General features: G+C 71.1%; 20 protein-coding genes. 7 read left to right on the top strand and 13 right to left on the bottom strand.

Annotated features, from left to right (window positions below; translation table 11 throughout):
• Positions 1-50 precede the first annotated feature (50 nt).
• Positions 51-470: a MarR family transcriptional regulator gene (locus tag ACWDA7_RS16425; RefSeq protein ID WP_450604893.1), complete on the top strand. Its 420-nt coding sequence runs from the start codon at positions 51-53 to the stop codon at positions 468-470.
• Here the strand turns inward: ACWDA7_RS16425 and pqqB are convergent.
• From pqqB to ACWDA7_RS16390, 7 genes are all read right to left on the bottom strand, one after another.
• Positions 460-1,350 carry a pyrroloquinoline quinone biosynthesis protein PqqB gene (gene pqqB / locus ACWDA7_RS16420; protein WP_450604892.1) on the bottom strand — a complete coding sequence of 297 codons (891 nt, stop codon included), beginning with the start codon at positions 1,348-1,350 and terminating at the stop codon, positions 460-462. The two genes, ACWDA7_RS16425 and pqqB, sit on opposite strands and share 11 nt — an antisense overlap.
• A gap of 54 nt (positions 1,351-1,404) precedes the next feature.
• The gene (locus tag ACWDA7_RS16415) at positions 1,405-2,517 is read right to left on the bottom strand and encodes a hypothetical protein (RefSeq protein WP_450604891.1); all 1,113 of its coding nucleotides are present in this window, start codon (positions 2,515-2,517) and stop codon (positions 1,405-1,407) included.
• 136 nt (positions 2,518-2,653) lie between these two features.
• Complete coding sequence (locus tag ACWDA7_RS16410; protein ID WP_359396444.1) at positions 2,654-3,055, bottom strand: SseB family protein; 402 nt, start codon at positions 3,053-3,055, stop codon at positions 2,654-2,656.
• A 226-nt stretch (positions 3,056-3,281) separates the two neighbouring features.
• Positions 3,282-3,467, bottom strand: a complete 186-nt coding sequence (locus ACWDA7_RS16405; protein ID WP_450604890.1) for a hypothetical protein — start codon at positions 3,465-3,467, stop codon at positions 3,282-3,284.
• A 201-nt stretch (positions 3,468-3,668) separates the two neighbouring features.
• The gene (locus tag ACWDA7_RS16400) at positions 3,669-5,483 is read right to left on the bottom strand and encodes a phospholipase C (RefSeq protein ID WP_450604918.1); all 1,815 of its coding nucleotides are present in this window, start codon (positions 5,481-5,483) and stop codon (positions 3,669-3,671) included.
• Between the two features lie 202 nt (positions 5,484-5,685).
• A complete protein-coding gene (efeB, locus tag ACWDA7_RS16395) occupies positions 5,686-6,915 on the bottom strand; it encodes an iron uptake transporter deferrochelatase/peroxidase subunit (RefSeq protein WP_450604889.1) in 1,230 nt (409 codons plus the stop codon).
• A complete protein-coding gene (locus ACWDA7_RS16390; RefSeq protein WP_450604887.1) occupies positions 6,912-8,114 on the bottom strand; it encodes an EfeM/EfeO family lipoprotein in 1,203 nt (400 codons plus the stop codon). The genes efeB and ACWDA7_RS16390 overlap by 4 nt, the downstream gene beginning before the upstream one ends.
• A 313-nt stretch (positions 8,115-8,427) precedes the next feature.
• On the opposite strand from ACWDA7_RS16390, the gene ku reads away from it, so the two are divergent.
• The gene (gene ku, locus ACWDA7_RS16385; protein WP_450604886.1) at positions 8,428-9,390 is read left to right on the top strand and encodes a non-homologous end joining protein Ku; all 963 of its coding nucleotides are present in this window, start codon (positions 8,428-8,430) and stop codon (positions 9,388-9,390) included.
• Between the two features lie 189 nt (positions 9,391-9,579).
• Here ku and ACWDA7_RS16380 read toward each other — a convergent pair whose 3' ends face one another.
• The 3 genes from ACWDA7_RS16380 to ACWDA7_RS16370 form a co-directional block, all read right to left on the bottom strand.
• A complete protein-coding gene (locus ACWDA7_RS16380) occupies positions 9,580-10,056 on the bottom strand; it encodes an SHOCT domain-containing protein (protein WP_450604885.1) in 477 nt (158 codons plus the stop codon).
• A 293-nt stretch (positions 10,057-10,349) separates the two neighbouring features.
• The gene (locus ACWDA7_RS16375) at positions 10,350-10,991 is read right to left on the bottom strand and encodes an HdeD family acid-resistance protein (protein WP_450604884.1); all 642 of its coding nucleotides are present in this window, start codon (positions 10,989-10,991) and stop codon (positions 10,350-10,352) included.
• A 153-nt stretch (positions 10,992-11,144) separates the two neighbouring features.
• Positions 11,145-11,663, bottom strand: a complete 519-nt coding sequence (locus tag ACWDA7_RS16370; RefSeq protein WP_450604883.1) for a hypothetical protein — start codon at positions 11,661-11,663, stop codon at positions 11,145-11,147.
• A 277-nt stretch (positions 11,664-11,940) separates the two neighbouring features.
• Here ACWDA7_RS16370 and ACWDA7_RS16365 point away from each other — a divergent pair, with 277 nt between their 5' ends.
• Complete coding sequence (locus tag ACWDA7_RS16365) at positions 11,941-12,939, top strand: NAD-dependent epimerase/dehydratase family protein (RefSeq protein WP_450604882.1); 999 nt, start codon at positions 11,941-11,943, stop codon at positions 12,937-12,939.
• A gap of 275 nt (positions 12,940-13,214) precedes the next feature.
• Positions 13,215-14,669 (top strand): glyceraldehyde-3-phosphate dehydrogenase, encoded by a 1,455-nt coding sequence (locus ACWDA7_RS16360; protein ID WP_450604881.1) that lies wholly within the window; start codon positions 13,215-13,217, stop codon positions 14,667-14,669.
• 90 nt (positions 14,670-14,759) lie between these two features.
• Here ACWDA7_RS16360 and katG read toward each other — a convergent pair whose 3' ends face one another.
• Both katG and ACWDA7_RS16350 read right to left on the bottom strand, forming a co-directional pair.
• Positions 14,760-16,982: a catalase/peroxidase HPI gene (gene katG / locus ACWDA7_RS16355; RefSeq protein WP_450604879.1), complete on the bottom strand. Its 2,223-nt coding sequence runs from the start codon at positions 16,980-16,982 to the stop codon at positions 14,760-14,762.
• 24 nt (positions 16,983-17,006) lie between these two features.
• Positions 17,007-17,450: a Fur family transcriptional regulator gene (locus tag ACWDA7_RS16350; protein WP_359396469.1), complete on the bottom strand. Its 444-nt coding sequence runs from the start codon at positions 17,448-17,450 to the stop codon at positions 17,007-17,009.
• Between the two features lie 425 nt (positions 17,451-17,875).
• Between ACWDA7_RS16350 and ACWDA7_RS16345 the strand changes: the two genes are divergently transcribed.
• The 3 genes from ACWDA7_RS16345 (at position 17,876) to ACWDA7_RS16335 (ending at position 21,963) form a co-directional block, all read left to right on the top strand.
• The gene (locus ACWDA7_RS16345) at positions 17,876-19,096 is read left to right on the top strand and encodes an RNA-guided endonuclease InsQ/TnpB family protein (protein ID WP_450604877.1); all 1,221 of its coding nucleotides are present in this window, start codon (positions 17,876-17,878) and stop codon (positions 19,094-19,096) included.
• Positions 19,097-19,639: 543 nt separating this feature from the next.
• A complete protein-coding gene (locus tag ACWDA7_RS16340; RefSeq protein WP_450604876.1) occupies positions 19,640-20,443 on the top strand; it encodes a CAP domain-containing protein in 804 nt (267 codons plus the stop codon).
• Positions 20,444-20,577: 134 nt separating this feature from the next.
• Positions 20,578-21,963, top strand: a complete 1,386-nt coding sequence (locus tag ACWDA7_RS16335) for an MFS transporter (protein WP_450604875.1) — start codon at positions 20,578-20,580, stop codon at positions 21,961-21,963.
• Between the two features lie 125 nt (positions 21,964-22,088).
• Here ACWDA7_RS16335 and ACWDA7_RS16330 read toward each other — a convergent pair whose 3' ends face one another.
• Entirely contained in the window at positions 22,089-24,017 is a 1,929-nt protein-coding gene (locus ACWDA7_RS16330) for a helix-turn-helix domain-containing protein (RefSeq protein WP_450604873.1), read from the bottom strand.
• Positions 24,018-24,040: the final 23 nt, after the last annotated feature.

Genomic DNA, 24,040 nt, shown 5'->3' with positions numbered 1-24,040 from the left:
GCACTAGTTGCACGGTAAACAAAGCAGCCCGTTTCTGTTACCGTGCGAGTATGGCAGCGAAAACGGCCGGTGCCCGGCTCGAGGAGCAGTGGCGGGACATCCTGTCGGTGCACGCCCACACCATGTGCGAGATCGACCGGGTGCTGCACTCGTACGGGCTCGGCGCCAGCGACTTCGAGGTGCTCGACATCCTCGCCACCGAGGCGCCGGCGGCGGGCGATCAGTGCCGGGTGCAGAACATCGCAGGGCGGGTGCATCTGAGCCAGAGCGCTCTGTCACGGCTGATCGGACGGCTGGAGAAGGACGGCCTGGTCCACCGCTCCGTGTGCGAGGAGGACCGGCGCGGGGTGTGGGTCGCCCTCACCGAGAAGGGCCGCGAGGTGCACGCCGAGGCACTGCCGCTGCAGCGTGAGGTCCTGGCCCGGATGCTCACCGCACCGACTCCCGCGGGGCAACCGGTCACAGAGTGAACTCGGCGCCGTCCGCGAGGACTTCGGCTCCGGCCTCGGTCACCTGACGCCGCGCGGCCGAGGCGGGGTCGAGCAGCGGGTTGGTGTTGTTGAGGTGGGTGTAGATCCGGCGCGGTCCCGGGTGCCGGGCGAGGGCGGCCAGAGAGCCGTGCGCGCCCGCGATGGAGAGGTGGCCCGGCGCCGCCTTCCCAGGTCCGCCCCCGATCGCCGCGTCCAGCTCGTCCGCCGTGCAGAACGTGCCGTCCAGCAGCGCGCAGTCCGCCTCGGTCAGCAACTCGTCCAGGACCGGCGACCACGCGCCGACGCGGGGTGCGTACACGAGCACTCCGCCAGTGGACAGGTCCTCGACGCGGTAAGCGATCACCCAGTGGTCGTCGGGAGCGGCATCGGCCACGTACCCGGGCGCCTCGGCGCCCACCGGATGCGCGGAGACGACCAGACCGCCGGCCAGGACGAACCCGCCGTCAGTCAGGGCGTCCACCCACTCCCACACGGCACAGCGGTCGAGGCCCGCCCGCAGCGGGGCCAGGACGGCCAGGACCGGTGGCGCGGCGTACACCTTCAGGCCGGCCGCGCCCCGGAGCGCCGTCAGTCCCGCGATGTGGTCGACCTCCGCGTCCGTCAGCAGAACGCCCCTGAGCGGGGTGTCCCGCGGGCCCGGGCCCGGCCGGAGCACGGTGGTGGCCGTCACCTGCGTACGGATGTCCGGTGAGGCGTTGAGGAGCCACCAGTCGCGCGCATTGCCGGAGATGGCGACGCACTCCTGAGTGCGGGTGGGCAGTTCGCCGTCGCGGGCGGCCGTGCACAGCGCGCACGCGCAGTTCCACTGCGGGAAGCCGCCACCGGCGGCCGTACCCAGCAGGACGACCCTCACGACCATCCCCCTTCCGAGCCGGTGCTCTCCCCCGGGATCTTCCCGCGGGACCGGCCCGGACTACCCCGCCGCGGGGGGCACTTCAGGCCGATCTGCGGGGGGCTGCCGGTCCGTCGGGCGCCGGGGCGGGATCGGGGCGGAGGGGAAATCGCGTGGCCCGCTCCACAACGCGGGTACGGCGTCGGTGCGGCGGCACAGTTCGTACGCGATCGGCTCGTAGTTGACCCGCCAGCCGCGGAAGTGCGGCCAGGCCTCCCGTGCCGTCCGTTCGGCGGGGAAGCCCGCGGCCATCACCATCGCCACGGCCGCCTCGAACTCGCCGAAGGTGAGACGGACCGGTGCGTCTGGCACCGGGTCGGAGTCGAACGCGAAGCGCACCGAGCTGGCGATGTCGCGCAGGGAGGTGAACCCGGCTCTGATCACCAGCCGGGCCTCCGCCGGCGCGGCGTGCGGCGCGAGCGAGAGCTGCATGGCCGCCGCGTCCATCACGGCGAGCAGCCCGACCATCCAGTTGCGGTACGGGCCGGGCGAGCGGAACGCGATCAGGACCGGGTAGCTGGCGTGGCTCTCCCCGATGTCCGCGGCAAGCCGCTCCCAGGCGCGGAAGAGCTCGGGCAGGGCGGTCTCGGTGTCGACGAGCCACTGACGGGCCAGGATCTCGGGGCCCCAGGCGGGTTCTCCGGCCCGGGACTGGAGCAGTGTCACCTCGAGTTCGCGGCGGTTGTAGGCCGCGTACAGGGTGGGCAGGTAGGCGATCTGCAGGGCGATCAGAACGGGCCCGGTGATCGCCGCCAGGAAGTCGACCGCGGACAGATGCAGCCGCTGACCGCTGGCGAAGCCGAGGGTGAACATGCTGGATCCGGCCTCGCGGAATGAGTTGGCCCAGGTCAGTGAGGACAGGGCGTGCAGGAGGAGGCCGAAACTCGCGAAGGCTCCGCCCAGCCAGGTCGCGAGCATGCCCATCAGCATGAGCGAGCCGAGCCAGGTCTGCGCCCGGTCGATGGCCTCGTAGCCACCGCGGAGGGCGGCCAGGCGCAGCAGCCGGCGCAGGACCCACCACATCCGGTAGACCAGTGCCGAGTAGAGGCCGCGCGGGACCACCAGGGTCCGCAGGATGCTGGCGAAGACGGCAACGAGAAGCAGTGCGCCGGCCACGCCGGAGATCCATCTCATGCGGTCATTGTGAGGGGCGCCCCGGCCGACCCCGTGTCGACGTCCCCTGTGGGGCGTCATGGGCGGCTGGTGCGCCGGGCCCGCGCGGCGGCGGGCCGGGCGTCCGGTCAGCTGGGCCAGGACGTGGGTACGGGCCTTACGGCCGCGCGAGAAGTGTGCGCACTCCGTCGGAGTTGAGTGTCAGCCCGTGCGGCGAGGCCGCGTCTATGGTCAGCGTGAGATCGCCGGTGGGCCACTGGGAGGCGAGCGCGCCGAGCGGCACGAGCCGGTAACGCGAGACGAACGGCAGCAGGTCGGACATCTCCGTCTCGGAGGTGAACACGGGCACCGTCTGCTCCCCGTCCGGTTGTTCCAGGACGGGCAGGGACACGGCGTAGGGATCGGTGGCGTCGTTCTCGTCGACGTCGTCCGGCACGGGGACCAGCACGTCGCTGCCGGCCAGTGTGTCCAGCGCCGTCGAGTCCGCGGAATCCACAGCGAGCGTGTCCAGTGCTTCCTGAGCTGCGGTCGAGCGGTGGTTCTTGTTGGGCGTGTTCATGACGGATCCCCTGGTAGTGGCGGGCGGGGCGGCCCGGAACGTTCGGCTCCGGGCGGCCCCCGACGCGTACCCCACGGGGGCGGGGCCATTCCTTGCACGGAAGCCGGATCGAAGGCCGGGCCTTCGGGGATCCGGCCACCCCTGACCGGACCGGCCAGGACCGGCGTACTGGACAGGGAGTGGCGCCCTGGGGTGGCCCCCGGCCCACAGCCGGGGCCCTCTTCGCTCACGGCCGTGGGCCCGACGGCCGACCGGGGCGCTTGACCGCCTGACCGACGATGACCGTCCCCGCGCCCTCGACGCCCGGACCGCCCAGGTCCTGGGTCAGGAAACGGTAGAGGTGGGCCAGGTCCCGTACCCACACAGCGATGTACGGGTCGTGCGCCCCGGTCGGGGCGAAGGCGCCGGCCACGGCGGGATGTGCCGCGGCTCCCGTCCGACCGCGTCGAGCCCGCCGGGAGCGGCCTCGCGGCGGCCCCGGGACTGCACCCGCATGCGGTGGGAGCCCTGTGCGCGGGCGGTGGGACACCGTACGGCCGGGAGTGAGGACGGACGCACCGCGGGCGGTGACCCCGGGATCTCCGGAGTCACCGCCCGCAGGCTGCGCAAGGCGTCAGGCGCCGGCGCGCTCCCTGCGGCGCAGGGTGATGTACGTGCCCGTCGCACCGGCCGCGACGATCGCGGCCGCCGCGATGCCCACCGGCAGGGCCGGGAACGAGGACGCGTCCGTGGTCGCCGCCGTGTTCTCCATGGCGGGACCCGGGGTGATGCTGGTGGCGACCGGGGCCACGTGGTGGATCCGGCCGACCGACTTGACCGAGCCGTCCGCGTTCAGCAGCACCTGCTTGTTGTTGGGGTGCCGGAAGTCGAACATGCCCGAGAGCGAACCGGCCGTGGCGTCGAAGGAGTGGTCGCCGATACGGCCCGTGCGCCAGTTGTCCTCGATGAAGCGAGTGATCGAGGCCTGGTCGGTCAGCGTGTGGTCGACCTTGTTGACCTTGCTGTACGGGGAGACCACCAGCAGCGGCTGACGGGTGCCGGGGCCGCAGCGGTCCGCGTAGCCGCCCGACGCCGCCGGGCCGGCCTGGCAGGCCGGGCTGTCGGCGGCCTTGCCGTTGGAACCGACCGAGGTGTCCTTGGAACCGTTGCGCGGCTTGGCGTAGGCGTGGTCGTACCAGCCGTCGGAGTCGTCGTAGGCGATGACGACGGCCGTCGAGCTCCACTGCGGCGAGTTCTGGAGCGCGTTGATCTGGTCGACCAGGAAGTGCTGCTCGTCGATCGGGTCCGAGTAGGCGGCGTGGCCGTCCTGGTACTCGGCGGCCTTGACGAAGCTGACCGCCGGGAGCTTGCCCGCCTTGAGGGCAGCGTCGAAGTCGGTCAGGTCGTAGTTGTGGTTCGCCTGGCCGTTGTGACCGATCTCGTCGACGTTCTTCGGCGGCAGGTGGTGCGGGTTGGACGTCGACTTGTAGTACTCGAACGGCGAGTGGTGCGGGCTGTAGTCCACGACCGCGGCGCCGCCGGTGTTGGTGTGCGTGGCGTCGCACTTGGCGTAGTCGCCCTGCTTGCCGTCCCACGCGGTGGACGGGCGGAAGCCGCCCTGGAACCAACCCCAGCTGACCTTCTTGGAGTTGAGGACGTCACCGATGTTGCGGCCCTGCATCGAGGCGAGCGCGTTCTTGCTGGTGTGGTCCTTGTCGGAGCAGTCGTCGTACGCCGGGTCGGGGTCGTTGGTGACCGTACCGACACCCTTGGCGTCGGGCGACTGGACGGTGTACGAGTCCGGCGTCGTCGTCTGCTTGGGGTTCTCCGTGCCGGTCGCGGGGTCCATGGAGACGACGCCGTGCGTCTGACCGGAGACCAGGTTGAGCGCGCCGGGCGTGGACGGGCCGTAGACGGAGCTGTAGGAACGGTCGCTCATGGAGTACTGCTGGGCGTAGTTCCACAGCGCGGTGACGGTGTTGCCGTCGTAGTAGTCCATGACCAGGCCGGGCTCGCCGAACAGGTTGCCGGAGCACTTGCCCGAGTCCGTGTTCTGGACGAACTGGTCGTTCTTTCCGCCGTTGTACGCGTACTGCTCGGGGCCGTACGCGTGGTTCTGGTCGCAGGTCAGTGCCTGGGACGGGGTGAGCCGCTTGGGCGCGTACTGGTTGGGGTTCTTCGTCAGCAGCCCGGCGGTGCGCAGGTTGTCGACGTCCTTCGGGGTCTTCTTGGACGCCGTGAACTTCGTGCCATCGGTGTTCGCGGCCTGCGGGTAGGTCGCGAAGTAGTGGTCGAAGGAGACGTTCTCGTCGAAAAGGACGACCACGTGCTTGATGGGCGTGGCGGTCGAGGAGTGGGGCCACCCGTTTGGCGCGGCGGCCCAGGCCGGCGCGTTCGCGCCGAGGGCCGTGAGCGCGGCCGCACCCAGGAGCGCTCCCAGACTCCTCATCGTTGCTCGTCTTCCCTTGCTCGCCATGATGCTTCACCTTCCGGACACGAACGTCGTTGCGCCGTACGGTCAGGGATGTTTCGCCGGGCGGGCGGCACTTCGCTGGAGCGGTGATGGCGTGCGCATGAACAGCGAGTCAGGGAAGCCAAAGGAAGTCTTGACCGTGTATTGACCAACAACTCGGTAAGTTGTCTAGACAGGTTCAGCCGAGGAGCGTGCGTCCGAACCAGTCCGCGCCGTCTCGCACTCCCGGCAGCGCGAAGAAGTAACCACCGCCGAACGGCTTGATGTAGTCGGTGAGCGGCTCGCCCGCGAGGCGGTGCTGCACGGTCTCGAACTGGCGGGCAAGGTCCTGCTGGTAGCAGCAGAACAGCAGTCCCATGTCGAGGTTGCCGTTGCTGTCCAGGCCCGCGTCGTAGTTGTACGCGCGGCGCAGGATCCGCTGGTCGGCCGTGGCCGCCGTGCGCGGGTTGGCCAGGCGTATGTGGCTGTCCAGCGGGATGACGTCGCCCTTGGGGTCGCTGGCGTAGTCGGGGGTGTCGTGCTCGGCGTTCCCGTCCAGGAGGGCACCGGTCCCCCGGGCCCTGCCGAACATCCGCTCCTGCTCGCTGAGGGAGACCCGGTCCCAGAACTCCACGAGCATCCGGATCAGCCGTACGACCTGGTAGCTGCCGCCCACCGCCCAGTCCGGCTCGCCCATGCCCCTGCCCACCCACACCAGGCGGTTCATCTCGCGGGCGTCGGTGGGGTCGGGGTTGGCCGTGCCGTCCTTGAAGCCCATCAGATTGCGGGGGGTGCCGACGGGACGGGGCGGGCTGCTGAACCCGTCGAGGCGCCAGCGGATCTGCATGGCGCCGCGGGTGTGCCGGGCGATGTCACGCAGCGCGTGCAGCGCCGTGTCCGAGTCGTCGGCGTGCAGTTGGAGGCTGAGGTCTCCGTGGCACCACTCGGCGCGCAGGTCGTCGTCGGGGAAGGCGGGCATGGCCGTCAGCCTGCGCGGGCGGCGGGCGGCCAGGCCGAACCGGTGGTCGAAGAGCGAGGCGCCCACCCCGACGGTCACCGCGAGCGCGCCGGCGGGCGGTTCCTCGCCCAGGATGCCGGAGTCGGTGGGCGGACCGGTGATCCCGACAGACGGCGGCGTTCCGCCCGAAGTCAGGAAGCGGGCGCGGGCGGTGAGAGTGCGCAGCAGCTCGCTGAGCTCCTCGCGGTTCCCCGCGGTCACGTCGAGGGCGGCGAACGCGGTGACCCGGCGCGGGGCCGCGAGCACCGAGGCCTGACGGGTGCCGTGGAAGGGGGCGATCGGCGGCGGGCCCGTGGGGTCGGCGCCGGCCGCCGGAGCGGCGCCACCGGCGGCGAGCCCGGCACCGGCGAGGGCCGCTCCGCGCAGGAAGCCGCGGCGGCCGACTCCGCTCACCTCGGGGGAGGTGCTCATACCGTCCTCCGCGGGTCGCAGATCGTCGCCACCGAGGCCAGCCGTTCGACCAGGTCGCCGAGGACCGCGTCGACCTGCTCGCGCCCGGTACGGTCCAGGCGGTTCAGCGGTGTCCAGGTGCTGCCGTGGTGGAAGCCGTCCAGGGTGCGCTGAGCGCGGTCGAGCTCCCGGTCGAGGGCGGGCAGGTCCGGGTACCGGGTGGTGAGCAGGGGACGCAGCCGGGACAGGACGGCGCGGGTCCCGTCGATGCCCGCACGGGCGGTGGCGAGATTGCTGCCGCTGCCGTAGTCGGTCCGCCCGGTCAGCTCGAACTGCACCGTGTTCTCCAGGATCTCGTGCGCCCGCAGGCCCAGCTGCGCCGGGTCCATACGGGCCTGTGCCCAGTCGGCGCGCAGGGCGCCGACGTCCTTGACGAGGGTGGCCGCGGGGCCGCGCAGGGCGTCCGCGCTCTGGCCGTGCCACAGCCCGTACTCCAGACGGTGGAAGCCGGAGAAGGACGGGTCGTGGACGCCGCGGGGCAGCCCCGCGTCGGTTCCGTTGATCCGCCCGTCCGCGTCGCCGAAGGCGTCGTACGCCGCGCCGAGCCGCTCATAGGCGAGATGGGCCGGGAGCCAGGCCGTACGGGCCCCGGCGAGGTCCCCCCGGTCGATCGCACTCTTCAGCCGCCCGGTCAGCCCGGCCAACTCGTCCAGGCCTCCGGCGACCCACTTCTGGTAGTCGATCGCGAGGGGGATCAGATCGTGCTCGGTGACCGGGGCCGCCGCGGGCCCGGCCGTCCCGCCGGTGATGCGGACGGTGGGTCCGGTGACCGCGCCGGCGTCGTCCGGCAGACAGGTGAACGCGTACGAACCCGTGCCGAGACGGACGGTCAGCGACCGGGTGGTCCCGGGTGCGAGACCCTCGATCTCCCCGTACAGGGCCCGGCTGCGCGGGTCCTCCAGATAGACCTCCGCCGGGCCGTCCGAGGTGTTGTGCAAGTCGAAGACCTGCAGACCGGACACCGGCTTGTTCCAGCCGCGACCGCAGCCGCTCGGGGACACCTCGACCGTGGTGCGCGGCAGTCCGTCTGCCGCCGCCCGCGCCCGATGGGTCCCGCCGAGCGTGGTGACCAGCAGCGCCGCCACCAGAGCCAGGATGAGCAGGATCCCGCCCGCGGCCCAGATGCGGCCCCGTCGAGAGGTGAGGCCGGACACCGGCATTCCTCCGCGCCTCCCCGGACGACATACGAACGTACTGACGCGCCCTGAACCGGGCGCGAGCACCTCATGCTAGGCAGCGGCGCGAGCCCGGACAGTCCCGCACGGAGGATGATCACCAAGAGTTCCCTCGTGGTTAACCGAGTGTTTGCCGCGCAAACGGACCGCGGGCGGCCGATCGGCCCGTCGTGCCCGCGGCCGACCGGCCCGTCGTGCCCGCGGCCGACGGCCCTCCTCCCGGTGGACGCCTTCACCATGCCGTGCACGGGGGCGCTCCGTAGGCTGGGTGGTCTCGGTGCACGTCAGGAGGTCCGCGATGCCCCGGAGCATCTGGTCGGGAGCGATCAGCTTCGGTCTGGTCACGATTCCGATCGACGTGGTCCCGGCCACCGAGGACCACAGCGTCCGGTTCCACCAGTACCACCTGAGCGACATGGGCCGCGTTCGCGTTCGGAAATACTGCGAGGTCGAGGATCGGGAGGTCTCGCAGGAGGAGATCGGCAAGGCCTACGAGATCTCCCGGGACCAGGTCGTCCCGGTGCTTGACGAGGAACTGCGGGCGCTGCCTCTGCCGACCGCGAGGGCCATCGAGATCGAGGGGTTCGTGCCGGCCGAGTCGATCGATCCGCTCCGCATCGGCGAGGGCTACTACCTCCAGGCCTCCGGCACGGTCGCCGAGAAGCCGTACGCCCTGCTGCGCAAGGCGCTTGCGAGGACGTCGAAGGTCGCGGTGGCCAAGTTCGCCTGGCACGGCAGGGAGCGGCTCGGTCTGCTGCGGGTGCGGGACGAGGCGCTCGTACTGCACGCGATGCGCTGGCCGGACGAGGTCCGCGACCCCTCTGAGCTGGTGCCGCCGGAGGTGCGGCTGTCCGAGGACGAGATCACCGAGGCCGAGTACCTGATCGAGCGCATGACCCGCGACGACCTCGAAGGTCCCGACTTCGCCGATCGCTACACCGAGGCGCTCGAGCAGGTGATCGAAGCGAAGCGGGAGGGCCAGGCACCGCCCGAGGCACCAGAGCCGGAGGCCGAGCCCGGCAAGGTGCTGGACCTGATGTCCGCGCTCCAGGCGTCAGTGGCGCAGGCCAGGGCGTCCCGCGGCGAGGACACGCGGGCCGAGGTGCACGAACTCCCGAAGAAGAAGGCCGCCGCCAGGGTCGCGGCGAAGAAGGCGCCCGCCGAGAAGACCGCCGGCCGGAAGACCGCGAAGGAGACGGCGAAGGAGACGGCGAAGAAGACCACGACGAAGAAGACCGCCCGCCGGCCGCGCAGCGCCTGACCGGGCCCGGCCAAGGTCGTCCGCCTGCCGGCTCGGGCGGGAACCAGAGGTTCCCGTCCGTCGCGCGACCGGTCTCGTGGGTCACCGGGCCGATCTGCTCGCCGGTCCCCGCCGCGTGTCAAGCACGGCCGGCGCCCCGTAGTGCCGCGCCGTGCGACGCGTCCCCCAGGCAGGAGCCGGCCTGTGCGGTCACGGCCTGGCCGATCCCGGGACCTGAGGCGACACGGTCAGCGAACCCGACGGCCCGTGGCCCGACAGGACCAGTTCCTTCGCCCTGCGGAACTCCTCGTCCGTGATGTCGCCGCGGCCCCGCATCTCCGAGAGCTTGACCAGTTCCTCCGTACTGCTCGGGCTGCCCCGCCCGGTCGCCGTCTCACGGATGTAGGAGTTCAGGGCCTCCTGCTGGGCACGCCTCTGTGCCAGTTCGCGGCGGCCCATGTCCTTGCCGCGGGCGGCGACGTAGACGAAGACGCCGAGGAACGGCAGCACGATCACGAAGGCCAGCCAGCCGGTCTTGGCCCAGCCGCCCAAGGAGTCGTCGCGGAAGATGTCGACGACCACCCGGAAGAGCAGCACGAACCACATGACCAGCAGGAAGAACCACAGCATCGTCCAGAAGGCGCTCAGCAGTGGGTAGTCGTAGGCAAGGTAGGTCTGCTCGCCCATTTCGCTCCTCCGTTCCGGGCTTCCGCCCGACGGCTGCCGACTCCACGCTGCGCGCGGCGCGCGGCTGCGGCCTCACCCGGCGGGGGTGAGCCTGGTGTTCCTGGCCGGCCCTTCGGGCGGCCCGCGAGGCGGGCGTTCACCGTTCGCGCGTCGGGCCACTGGGCGGACCGGCTTTCTGCCGGTACCAGGACGAGGACGCGACGGCTTCGCCGAGGGCCAGACCCGCGACGGCCACCAGGAACGCAGCCGGCCTTGGATTCCCGGGCCACGGCTCAGCACATCGCAGGCGGCACTCAACGGGATCGGCCGGTGACGCCCGCCTTGCGGAGTGCGTCCCGCCAGGCAAGAGCGACGATCAGCTCCGCCAGTCCGAGCAGCACCAGCCACAGGCCCAGCAGCCGGGTCAGGACGACCGCCGACGGGGCCGGCAGGGCCAGCACCACGAGCCCGGCGACCATGCCGAGGGCGCCCGCACCGAGGACGAAGGCCCGGTGCGGCAGGTCGCGGTCGGCGAAGGCCGTGTAGGCGGTGAGCATGCCCGATACGAGCCACACGGCCTCGACGACGAGCGAGAGCGCGGCGATGGTCTGCAACGGGTGCCTCAGGCACAGCACCCCGGCCAGGACGAGCAGCAACGCCACGAGCAGGCGCGGCAGCCGCTCGTCGTGCTCCGCCCGTGAGAAGGCCCCGACGAACCGGAACGCCCCGGTGACCAGAAGGTACAGCCCGATGAGGACCGCCAGGACGTGCAGGGTCTCGTGCGGCCAGACCAGCACCAGGATGCCCGGTATCAGGGTCGCGAGCGCCGAGCCGAGGATCAGCGTCCACGAGGAGGCCAGCCTGGCCGACAGTCCCGCGGAGTCGTCCCCCGTGACGGAGTCGCCGGAAAGGTGCTCGTGCGCGCTTCGCGCCGCTGGACCCCGCGATACGGTCATGGCTGCTCCTCGCGCGATCGGTGCAGGTCACCGGAGAAGCGCCGACAGGACGGCGGCCGGGACCCGTACAGATCAGAGTCCCGCTCGGAGTCGAGGGTCAGATCACCCCTGACGGGTGAGGTCGTGGGCCGCCGCTGGTCCGGTCCCGGCCCCTCACTCCTTGAGGACCAACTTGAACACGATGATCAGCGGACCGAGCACGAGATTGACCGCGGCGCTGACGACCACGAGGGGCCACGAGGCGCCCGCACGGCGTGCCGCGGCCGCCGACCACCCCACCTGTCCGGCCACGGCGACGGCGAGTGCGAGCCAGAATCCGCCCTGTGCGTCCATACCCAGCAGCGGGCCGACGGCCACGGCGACGGCCGGCGGGACGGCGGCCTTGACGATCGGCCACTCGTCACGGCAGACGTGCAGTACCACGCGGCGGTTCAGGGCCCGCTGCGCCAGACGGGCACCGAACAACTGGGCGTGCACATGGGCGATCCAGAACACCACGCCGGTGCTCAGCAGCAGCACCACCACTTCGACGCGGGGAAACGAGCCGGCCGCGCCGACACCCACCACCACGGAGGCGGCGAGCAGGGATCCGTAGACACCGCCGGTGTAGTCCGTCCGGGCCCGGCGCTCGGCGATGCGCGCCTTCGCCCCGACGTCGTGCGCATCGGACATCGCAGCCTCCCGGTGGGCTCGGAGTGCCGAGCCGACGGAGTGAGCCCTCCTGGCCGAGTCGTTCCCGCTGCCGGGGGCCGGCAGAAAGTCTGCTGGCAGGACGGCCGCGCGGCCCAAGATCCCGGCCAGCCACGGGCCGGCTGTTCACCTCACCAAACCAAGAGGCGCGCCGGCCGCATCCGAACGGCGACCGCGTCCGCACCGCTCGGTCTTACGGAGCGGTGACGTGGTGGGCGGCACGGGGGTTCCGGCACCGCGACCGACCTAGCGTGGGCGTATGCGTGTACTGGTCACCGGCGGTGCCGGTTTCATCGGGTCCCATGTCGTCGAGGCGCTCCGGGCGGGCGGCCACGAGCCGGTGGTCTTCGACGTGCGGGAGGGCACGGGCGCCGACGTGCGGAACGCGGACGCCGTCGCCCGTGCCCTGCCCGGCGTCGACGCCGTCTGCCATCAGGCGGCCCTGGTCGGCATCGGCAACGGAATCGCCGACGCGGCCGATTACGTCTCCAGCAACGACCTGGGCACGGCGGTGCTGCTGACGGCGATGGCGGACGCGGGCGTACGGCGTCTCGTGCTGGCCGGGTCGATGGTCGTCTACGGCGAGGGGCGCTACGAGTGTCCGCGGCACGGGGCGGTGCGGCCGGGCCCGCGGGCCGTCGCCGACCTCGCGGCCGGGCGCTTCGAGCCCCTGTGCCCGGCGTGCGGACAGGAGTTGTCCCCCGGGCTGGTCACGGAGGATGCCCCGGCCGACCCACGGAACGTGTACGCGACCACCAAGCTCGCCCAGGAGCATCTGGCGGCCGCCTGGGCCCGGTCCACAGGCGGCTCCGCGGTGTCGCTGCGCTACCACAACGTGTACGGCCCCCGGATGCCCCGCGACACCCCCTACGCGGGCGTCGCCTCCTTCTTCCGCTCCGCGCTGGCCCGCGGCGAGGCGCCGCGCGTCTTCGAGGACGGCCGCCAGCGGCGCGACTTCGTGCATGTACGGGACGTGGCGGCGGCCAACGTGGCGGCGCTGGAGGCGGACGCGCCCGGGGGTGTGCTCACGGCGTACAACACCGGCAGCGGCAAGCCGCACACCGTCGGGGAGATGGCGCGGACCCTGTCCGCCGCCCACGGAGGTCCGGAGCCGGTGGTCACCGGCGAATACCGGCTGGGCGACGTACGCCACATCACCGCGGACTCCTCGCGCCTGCGCGCCGAGCTGGGCTGGAAGCCGTCGGTCGGATTCGAGGAGGGCATGCGCGAGTTCGCGCGGGCGGGACTTCGCGGGTAGGCACCCCGGACCGGTGGCGGGCGGAACGCGTCGTCCCTCGGCCGCGGGCAGGGTCACCTCGACGCGGCAGCCTCAGGGGGATGGTGCGGAGGGCGGCGCGCCCAGCACCTTGCGCCGCGAGGCCTGTTGCTCGCCGAGACCGGTTCCCTGGACATCGACGAACGCCCCCGGAAGCGCGCGGGCACCTGGCCACTGATCAACTGGGGACACCATCTGAAGATCGAAAAAGCGGGGCGGCTACCATATGAGCACCGCCTAGCTCGAAAGATAAACCTGTGACTGTCAATGACGACTCGTTCACCAACTGGAAGATCCGCGAGGAGATCGCGGAGTCGATGATCCCGATCATCGGGAAGCTGCACCGCGAGCGGGACGTCACCGTCCTGCTGCACAGCCGCTCCTTGGTGAACAAGTCGGTGGTCAGCATCCTCAAGACCCACCGATTCGCCCGGCAGATCGCCGGTGAGGAGCTCTCGGTCACCGAGACGCTGCCGTTCCTGCAGGCTCTGAGCACGCTCGACCTCGGCCCTTCCCAGATCGACATCGGCATGCTCGCCGCCACCTACAAGGCCGACGACCGCGGTCTGTCCGTCGCGGAGTTCACCGCCAAGGCCGTCGCGGGCGCCAGCGGTGCCAACAAGCTCGAGCGCGGCGAGGGACGCGACGTCGTCCTGTACGGCTTCGGCCGCATCGGCCGCCTCGTCGCGCGTCTGCTGATCGAGAAGGCCGGTTCCGGCAACGGTCTGCGGCTGCGTGCCATCGTCGTGCGCGGCGGCGGCGACCGGGCCGGCGAGGACCTCGTCAAGCGGGCCTCGCTGCTGCGCCGCGACTCGATCCACGGCCAGTTCCAGGGCACGATCACCGTGGACGAGGCAAACAGCACGATCATCGCCAACGGCAACGCGATCAGGGTGATCCACGCCGCCGACCCGGCCGAGGTCGACTACACGGCGTACGGCATCAAGGACGCCATCCTCATCGACAACACCGGTAAGTGGCGCGACCGCGAGGGCCTGTCGCAGCATCTGCGTCCCGGTATCGACAAGGTCGTGCTGACCGCGCCCGGCAAGGGCGACGTGCCCAACATCGTGCACGGCGTCAACCACGACATGGTCAAGCCGGACGAGCGGATCCTGTCCTGCGCGTCCTGCACCACCAACGCGATCGTCCCGCCGCTGAAGGCGATGGACGACGAGTACGGCGTGCTGCGCGGGCACGTGGAGACCGTCCACTCGTTCACCAACGACCAGAACCTGCTGGACAACTACCACAAGTCGGAACGCCGCGGCCGCTCCGCGCCGCTCAACATGGTCATCACCGAGACAGGCGCCGCCTCCGCCGTCGCCAAGGCGCTGCCCGACCTCAAAGCGAAGATCACCGGCAGCTCCATCCGCGTCCCCGTGCCGGACGTCTCGATCGCCATCCTCAACCTGCAGCTTGCGCGCGAGACGACCCGCCAGGAGGTCCTCGACCACCTCCGTGAGGTCTCGCTGACCTCGCCGCTGCGCCGCCAGATCGACTTCATCAGCGCTCCCGACGCGGTCTCCAGCGACTTCATCGGCTCCCGCCACGCCTCGATCGTGGACGCGGGCGCTCTCAAGGTGGAGGGCGACAACGCGATCCTCTACCTCTGGTACGACAACGAGTTCGGCTACTCCTGCCAGGTCATCCGCGTCGTCCAGCACGTCTCCGGGGTGGAGTACCCGACGTACCCGGCGCCGGCGGTCTGACAAGGACGAAGGCCCCACCCAAGCGGGTGGGGCCTTCGTCAGGACCGGGCACGTCCGGGCCGGCCGGCCCGGACGTCATGGCCGGTACGGTCAGACGAGGTCGAACCGGTCGAGGTTCATGACCTTGACCCACGCGGCGACGAAGTCGGCCACGAACTTCTCCTTCGCGTCGTCGCTCGCGTAGACCTCCGCGAGCGCGCGCAGCTCGGAGTTCGAGCCGAAGACGAGGTCGGCACGGGTGCCGGTCCACTTGACCTCGCCGGTGGCGGCGTCGCGGCCCTCGAAGGTGTTCCCGTCGCCGTTCGCCGACGACCAGGTCGTACCCAGGTCGAGCAGGTTGACGAAGAAGTCGTTCGTCAGGGCCCCGGGGGTCTCGGTGAGGACGCCGTGCTGCGACTGCTGGTGGTTCGCGCCCAGGACACGCAGGCCGCCGACGAGGACGGTCATCTCGGGGGCGCTCAGGGTCAGCAGGTTCGCCCGGTCGAGCAGCAGGTACTCGGCCGGAAGCCGGTTGCCCTTGCCGAGGTAGTTGCGGAACCCGTCCACGGTCGGCTCGAGGGCGGCGAAGGACTCCGCGTCGGTGTGCTCGTCGGTCGCGTCGACACGGCCCGGGGCGAACGGCACCTCGATCTCGTGCCCGGCGTCCTTGGCGGCCTTCTCGATCGCCGCGCCACCGCCGAGGACGATCAAGTCGGCCAGGGAGACCTTCTTGGCACCGGAGTTGAACTCCCGCTGGATGCCCTCCAGGGTGCGCAGCACCTGCGCCAGACCGTCGGGGTCGTTGACCTCCCAGCCGCGCTGCGGCTCCAGACGGATGCGCGCACCGTTGGCGCCGCCCCGCTTGTCGCTGCCACGGAAGGTGGAGGCCGACGCCCAGGCGGTGGACACCAGCTGCGCGACGGTCAGCCCCGAGTCGAGGAGCTTGGCCTTGAGGGCCGCGATGTCCGCGGCGTCCAGGGCCTCACCCTCGGCCTCCGGCAGCGGGTCCTGCCACAGCAGGGTCTCCGCCGGGACCTCCGGCCCCAGGTACAGCGACTTCGGGCCCATGTCGCGGTGGGTCAGCTTGTACCAGGCACGGGCGAAGGCGTCCGCGAACTCCTGAGGGTTCTCGTGGAAGCGGCGGGAGATCGGCTCGTAGATCGGGTCGAAGCGCAGCGCCAGGTCCGTGGTGAGCATCGACGGCGCGATCTTCTTGGCGGCGTCGTGGGCGTGCGGCACCGTGCCCTCGCCCGCGCCGTCCTTCGGCTTCCACTGCTTGGCGCCGGCCGGGCTCTCGGTGAGCTCCCACTCGTAGCCGAAGAGGTTGTCGAAGAAGCCGTTGCTCCACTGGGTGGGCGTGGTGGTCCAGGTGACCTCCAGACCGGAGGTGATGGCGTCGGCGCCCTTTCCGGTGCCGTACGTGCTCCGCCAGCCCAGGCCCTGCTCCTCGATGGAGGCGGCCTCCGGGTCGGGGCCGACGTTGTCCGCCGGGCCCGCGCCGTGGGTCTTGCCAAAGGTGTGACCACCCGCGATCAGGGCGACCGTCTCCTCGTCGTTCATCGCCATCCGGCGGAACGTCTCACGGATGTCGCGGGCCGCGGCGATCGGGTCCGGGGTGCCGTTGGGGCCCTCCGGGTTGACGTAGATGAGGCCCATCTGGACGGCGCCGAGGGGGTTCTCCAGCTCACGGTCGCCGGTGTAGCGCTCGTCGCCGAGCCAGGTGGTCTCGGGACCCCAGTAGACGTCCTCCTCCGACTCCCAGACGTCCGCACGGCCGCCGGCGAAACCGAAGGTCTCGAAACCCATCGACTCCAGCGCGACGTTGCCGGTGAGGATCAGGAGATCGGCCCAGGACAGGCTCTTGCCGTACTTCTTCTTGACCGGCCACAGCAGACGGCGGGCCTTGTCCAGGTTCCCGTTGTCCGGCCAGCTGTTGAGGGGAGCGAAGCGCTGCTGACCGGCACCGGCGCCACCGCGGCCGTCACTGATGCGGTAGGTGCCCGCGCTGTGCCAGGCCATCCGGATCATGAACGGGCCGTAGTTGCCGAAGTCGGCGGGCCACCAGTCCTGCGAGGTCGTCAGCACCTCCGCGATGTCCCGCTTCACAGCCGGGAGGTCCAGGGTCTGGAAGGCCTCGGCGTAGTCGAACTCCTCCCCGAGGGGGTTGGCCACGGCCGGGTTCTTGGCGAGGATCTTCAGGTTGAGCCGCTCCGGCCACCACTGGCGGTTTCCACCGCCCTGGGTCGGGTGCAGGGCGCGCCCGTGCGCGACCGGGCAGCCACCTCCGTCCCCCGTCTTCGCGTCGGTGACGATGGCGTCGTGGTTCTCAGACATGGAAATCCTTCCGAGCTGGGCGGATCACGGTGCTGAATTGCGGGCGGTGGAACAGTCGGGGCACAGGCCCCAGTAGATGACCTCAGCCTCGTCGATCGAGAAGCCGTGGTCGTCGGACGCGGTCAGGCAGGGCGCCTCGCCGACGGCGCAGTCCACGTCGGCGACGAGACCGCACGACCGGCACATGACGTGGTGGTGGTTGTCTCCGACGCGTCCCTCGAACCGCGGCGGGCTCCCGGCCGGTTCGATCCGGCGGACGAGTCGCGCGGCGGTGAGCGCGTGGAGGGCCTCATAGACGGCTTGAAGCGAGATGTGGCCCACACGATCGCGCACCCCGGAGGCGATGGCCTCGACGCCGAGGTGGTCGCCGTCCCGGACGGTCTCGAGCAGCGCGACACGGGCCGCTGTCACCCGCAGGCCGGCACCGCGCAGCTCCTCGGCGGTGGTCGGGGGCTGGGATGCGGTCATGACGCTCAACCTAGTCCCATAAACACGAGAGCCACAAGCAAACGAAAGGTTCAAGTCTAGTGGCGTGTCAGGGCGCCTGCCGGGTCTTGTCGACCTTGAGATTCCGCTCGCATGTCGAGAGTGCCGCGCATCCGCTGAGGAGCACGTACTGCTCCCGGCGGTCCGTTCGTCACGATGAAAGAACGAGTGCACGTAGCCCTCGGTCGTCAGACGGGAAGTCGAATCACCCGGGCGCCGGGGCTTCACCGGGTTCCTCCGAGGATGCCCCGGCCTTCAGGCCGGGGAGGAATCGGACTCCTGCGGAGCAGGGCAGGGATAGCCGGATCGCCGCCAGGGCGATCCGGCGTCCACCCCGCACGGCGGTGATGTCGCCCACGATGATCGAGAACTCTCGACTGTCAGTCCTCCCGGATAGGTTCGGATGCATGACGACAGCAGCGGCCACGAAGGACACCGGGCATGCCCGGTACACCTTCCGTGTGCGCCTGTCCGCGACGGCCAGGCGTCAGCTCGAAGCCGAGTGGGATCGCTGCCGGTGGATCTGGAACGAATGCGTGGCCAAGTCGAAGGCCGCGTATCAGCAGGCCAGGGCAACAGGCGAGAAGCTGACGTGTGGCCCGGCGCAGCTCGACAAGATGCTGACCGAGGCCCGCAGGGGGATGCCGTGGCTGGCTGAGGGCGCGAGCGTGCCTCAGCAGCAGGTGATACGCGACTTCGCCACATCCCGCGCCAAGGCCCTGAAGGACCTCAGGGACCGGGTTCCGATGCATCGCCGGGCGGGGATGCCCAGGTGGAAGAAGAAGCGGGAGGCGCGGCCGAGCCTGAACTACACCCGGCGCGGCTTCCGCATCAAGGACGGTCGTCTGCACCTGGCGGGCGGGATCGTGGTGAGCGTGGTGTGGTCGCGGGAGCTGCCCGCGGACCCGTCGAGTGTGCGCGTGTACCGGGACACGCTCGGACATTGGTACGCGTCCTTCGTCGCCGCCACGCACAGCGAACCGCTCGCCCCCACGGGGCGCGTGCTCGGGGTGGACTGGGGTGTGAAGGAGACCGCTACCACCACGGACGACGCCTACGACCTTCCGCATGGCGAGTACGGCAAGCGGGCCGCGCAGCGGCTCGCGAGGTACCAGCGGATGATGGCCCGGCGGCGCCGTCCGAAGGGGCAGCCCGCATCCGCCGGCTACCGGAAGGCGCAGGCGCAGGCCGCGAAGCTGCACAAGAAGATCGCGAGGCAGCGTGAGGACACCGGCCGCAAGTGGGCCAAGTCCGTGATGCGCGGCCACGACGGGGTTGCGGTGGAGGACTTCCGGCCGAAATTCCTCGCGAAGACCACGATGGCCCGCAAGGCGGCCGATGCCGCCATCGCAGCGACCAAGCGCGCCCTGATCGAGATGGGCGCCAAGCACGCGCGAGAGGTCCGTCTCGTGCACCCGGCGCACACCACGATGGACTGCGCAACGTGCGGAGCGAGAACCAAGCACGCACTCCCTCTCTCGATGAGAACGTATACCTGCACCGTGTGCGCAGCCGTGTCCCCCAGGGACAAGAACTCCGCCCGCGTGATGCTGGTCCGGGCAGGTTGGAACCCGGACGGTGTCGAGGGCGTAAGACCTCCTGGTCCGGTGGACCGAGAGGCTGCCTGAGCCGTAAATCCCCGCTCAGCCCTGGAGGGTGGACAATCCCCTCCCTTAGGGAGGGGAGCCTTCAAACACGCACACGTGACGCTCTCCCCCCGGACCCCCTCCCGCCCGCGCCCGGCAGGAACCGGAGGGTGCCGTTCCGTGATATCCGCCACACCACTTCGGGAACTAGGGGTGCCGGGTAGTAGACGCACCCCCGACGACATATGGGATTTGTCCGGCTTGGCGTTACGACCCGTCGCGCCGGGCTCGGGGTGGTCCCGGCGCGACGGCACTCTCCCTCGTGGTCGTCGCCCAACGACTTCTGACGGGCCGACAGGGTTTCGATGCGTCCGGACGAGCCCGCCAGCATGCTCCCGCAGCGCGACAAGGCCCGCCCGAGCCTACGAAGCGAGGTAGTGGAAGGGGGCGGGAAGGCCCTTTGCGCTCGGTGTGAACCGGTCCTAAGAATGGCGACCCCGGACTACGTCTCCGCAGTTCGTCAGCGGAGTCTGCGCAGAGCCAGCCGCACAAGGGGCGCTCGGCGACTACCGAGTGAGGTCACGCATGAGCAAGCATCGCAAAGAGAAGCGTCTCCGGCGGATAGCCATCGCCGCGGCCGCCATAGCCGCCGTGGGGGTGCCGTCCGTCGCGGTGGCCTGCGCCGACTGGGGGAACGGCGGAGGACACCAGGTCTCCAGCGCCCCGAAGCAGCGGGCCGAGGTCAAGGGCTGGTGGAACGACTCCGACTGGTACCACGACTGGACAGCCGACGGGCACAGCCAGCCCACCGTGGCGGCGTCGAACACTCCGACCGCCACTGCGCCCGCCCCCAGGACCACCGCTCCGCAGCGCAAGGCCACCGCGCCCACGCACCCTAGGAAGACCGTGGCCCCCGCGCCGAGGACCACCGCCCCTTCCGCTCCGAAGACCACCGCCGCCCCGGCAGCGACCCCCACGCCGTCGAGCACCCCGGCAGCGACCGCCACGGCGCCCGCGACCGTCGCCCGCATCGTGGCACTCGTCAACGCCGAGCGCAGCAAGGTCGGCTGCTCGGCGTTGACCCTGAACGCGACCCTGACCAAGGTGGCCCAGGCACACAGCGAGGACATGGCGGCCCACGGCAACATGTCGCACACCGGGTCGGACGGGTCTTCCCCGGGCGATCGGATCACGCGCGCCGGCTACAACTGGAGCACCTACGGCGAGAACGTCGCCTACGGCTACGCCACGCCCGAGGAGGTCATGGCGGGGTGGATGTCCAGCCCGGGTCACAAGGCCAACATCCTCAATTGCTCGTTCAAGGAGATCGGCGTCGGTCTGGCGCAGCCCAACAGCTACTGGACCCAGGACTTCGGAGCGGCCCGGTAAGGGGGTCGGCATAGGGGCTGCATGGATAGACCATCCTCGAACTATGTAGTCCCGCCACATGTGCGCCTGACCTGCAACTTCCTACGGTGTGCCGACACGTACCCGTCCCCACCGCACACGAGGAAGTGGCGCACATGGCCTCCGCAGCATCCGCTCCCCCAACAACCGCCAACCTGAAGCGCATCGTCGCCGCCAGCCTCATCGGCACCACCATCGAGTGGTACGACTTCTTCCTCTACGGGTCCGCGGCCGCGCTGGTCTTCAACAAGCTCTTCTTCCCCGACTCCGACCCGCTGGTCGGCACCCTGCTGTCGTTCCTGACGTACGCGGTGGGCTTCGCCGCCCGTCCGCTCGGCGCCCTGGTCTTCGGGCACTACGGCGACCGGCTCGGGCGCAAGAAGCTGCTGGTGCTGAGCCTGCTGCTGATGGGCGGGGCGACCTTCGCCATCGGACTGCTGCCGACGCACGCCACGGTCGGCAGCGCCGCGCCCGTTCTGCTCACGGCACTGCGCCTGGTGCAGGGTTTCGCGCTCGGCGGCGAGTGGGGCGGCGCCGTCCTGCTGGTGTCGGAGCACGGTGACAAGCGTCGGCGCGGTTTCTGGGCCTCCTGGCCGCAGACCGGCGCCCCGGCCGGGCAGCTTCTCGCCACAGGTGTGCTGTCGCTGCTGACCGCCGAGCTCTCCGACAGCGCGTTCGGCTCCTGGGGATGGCGCATTCCGTTCCTCCTCTCCGGTGTGCTGGTGATCATCGGTTTGTGGATTCGCCTGTCTGTCGATGAATCGCCTCTGTTTCAGCAGGCGCTGGCGCAGGCCGAGGCCCGTAAGGCGGCCGGCGAGGGAAGTACGGAGAAGCTGCCGCTCCTCGCCGTGCTGCGCCATCACTGGAAGGACGTGCTCATCGCCATGGGCGCACGTATGGCGGAGAACATCAGCTACTACGTGATCACCGCGTTCATCCTCGTGTACGCCACCACGTCGGCCGGTGTCTCCAAGCAGACGGCGCTCAACGCCGTCCTCATCGCCTCCGCCGTGCACTTCGCCGTCATCCCGGCCTGGGGCGCGCTCTCGGACCGGATCGGCCGTCGGCCCGTCTATCTGCTGGGCGCGGCCGGGATCGGCCTGTGGATGTTCCCCTTCTTCTCGCTGATCGACACGGGTGGCTTCGGGAATCTGGTCATCGCGGTGACGGTCGGCCTGGTGCTGCACGGAGCGATGTACGCGCCCCAGGCGGCCTTCTTCTCGGAGATGTTCGCGACCCGTATGCGCTACTCGGGCGCGTCCATCGGCGCCCAGTTCGCCTCGGTGGCGGCCGGTGCGCCGGCGCCGCTCATCGCGACCGCGCTGCTGTCCGACTACGGCAGCTCCACTTGGATCGCGCTGTACGTCATAGCGGCTTCGGTGCTCACCCTGATCGCCGTGGGCGTCGCGAAGGAGACGCGGAACCGCGATCTGGCCCGCGTCGACTCCGCGGCCGGAGCTGAGCCCGTGGAGGCACCTGCGGAGGATGCGCGTACCGCCTGACCTCCAGCTCGTGAGCCGGCCCCGTGCGCCTGCGCGTGCGGGGCCGTTCCGCGTCGGCTGCCCCAGCCCTGGGCGCCGGGACCGCACACGGGCCGCGCCCTGAACGGCGGGGACGGGCGCTCGGGTCAGCGGGCGGCGGGGGACAGTGACAACCGGTGCAGCCGCAGGGCCAGTTGTATCTCCAGGGCGCGGGCCGGGCTCTGCCAGTCGTCGCCCAGGAGCCGGCACACCCGCTCCAGACGTTGCGCCACCGTGTTCACATGGACGTGCAGTTCGTCCTTGGTGCGCGCCGGGCTCATCCCGCACGCGAAGTACGCGTCGAGGGTGCGCACGAGGTCGGTGCCGCGCCGCTCGTCGTAGGCGACCACCGCACCGATCGTGCGTTCGACATAGCTTGCGATGTCCCTGTCCCCGGCGAGCAGCAGCCCCAGGAAGCCGAAGTCCTCGGCGGCGGCCCCGTCCCCGGCGCGGCCCAGCAGGCGGAGCGCGTCTAGACAGCGCTGCCCCTCCGCGTAGGCCGCAGCCACCAGTTCGGGGCGGCCGGCCAGGCCCTCCAGGGGTGCGGACGCGCCGACGGTGACCTTCCCGTGGACCGCCGTGCCCAGTTGTCCGGCGGTGCGGCGGGCGACGTCCGTCGCCGTGTCGCCCGGCTCCAGCGGCAGCAGCAGGACCGTACCGCCGTCACGGGCGGCGGCCAGTCCCTGCCGGGTGGCCGCCAGGTGGGACGCGGCGGACCACAGACGGCGGCGAGCGGCCGCTTCCTGGTCGGCGTCGGCCGGCGCGCCGTCGAGGCGGGCGGCGAGCACCACATGGGTGGCGTCGAGGTCGGCGCGCAGCCGTGCCGCGCGCTCGCGCAGCACCCGTGGGTCGCGGTCGCGGGCGTCGAGGAGGTCGTCCAGCAGCTCACCGCGCACGCGCTGCTCGGCCTCGGCGGCCGAGCGGCGGGCGAGCAGCAGCAGGGAGGTGACCATCGCGGCACGCTCCAGGGTGCGCTGGTCGACGGGATCGAGCAGCGGATGCCCGCGCAGGACGAGCGCGCCGAGCAGCTCCCCGCCGGCCGCGACGGCGGCGATCCAGTCGTCCCCATGCCGCACGGCGTGGCCCTCGGCGCGGGAGACCTCGAGAGCGACGGTGGGGGCGGCGCCCGCCTCGCCGAACTCGACCGTGCCGGCGAGCACCTGGGAGACGGCCGCTGCCACGTCGTGGACGCCGCCGCCGCGCAGCACGAGCTCGGCGAGCCGGTCGTGGACGTCCGAGGCGCGCTCGATGGCCGCGCTGCGGTCGCGGATGATCTCGTGGGCACGGGCGAGCCGGTCCAGGGCCGACCGTGTCTCGGTGAGCAGATTCGCCGTGTCGATCGCCGCGGCGGCCAGCGCGGCGAACGAGCCGAGGAGCGCGATCTCCTCGCGCTCGAAGACCCGGGCACGCCGGTCGGCGGCGAACAGCACGCCGATCACCTGGGGGCCGATCATCAGGGGGACGCCCAGGATCGCCACGAGCCCCTCGTCGCTCACGCCGCCGTCGATGGTCCGCGTGTGCTGGAAGCGGCCGTCGTTGAAGTAGTCCGGCGTGACATAGGGACGGGCGGTCTGGGCGACCAGCCCGCCGAGCCCCTCCCCCATGCCGAGCCTCAGCTGCTGAAAGCACGCGGCGACCGAGCCCTCGGTGACCCTCATATACGTGTCGCCCGCCTTCTCGTCGTGCAGCGTCAGATAGGCGACATCGGTGCTCAGCAGGGACCTGGCGCGCTGCACGATCGCTTGGAGGACGCCGTCGACGTCCCTCGGCCCCGCCAGGTCGTGGGCGGTCTCGAAGAGTGCGGACAGCTCCGCCTCACGGCGGCGTCTGCCCTCCATCTCCGCGCGGACGCGCAGTGCCAGCCGCTTGGCCTGCTCCAGCGCCTCGACCCGCTCCGCGGGCAGGCCCTCGGCGCGTGCGAGCAGCGACGGCTGCTCGTACGCGTCGGCCGACGCGCCCCGGGCCAGAAGCTCCAGGAACGGCGCCTCGGCACAGGTGCCGGGGCGCTCCGGGGACTGTACGTGATCGCGAGACATGCCCCCAGGATGGACCACAGTCG

It is taken from the genome of Streptomyces sp. NPDC001156 (genome assembly GCF_053598275.1).
This window is presented reverse-complemented; position numbering and strand designations above follow the sequence as displayed.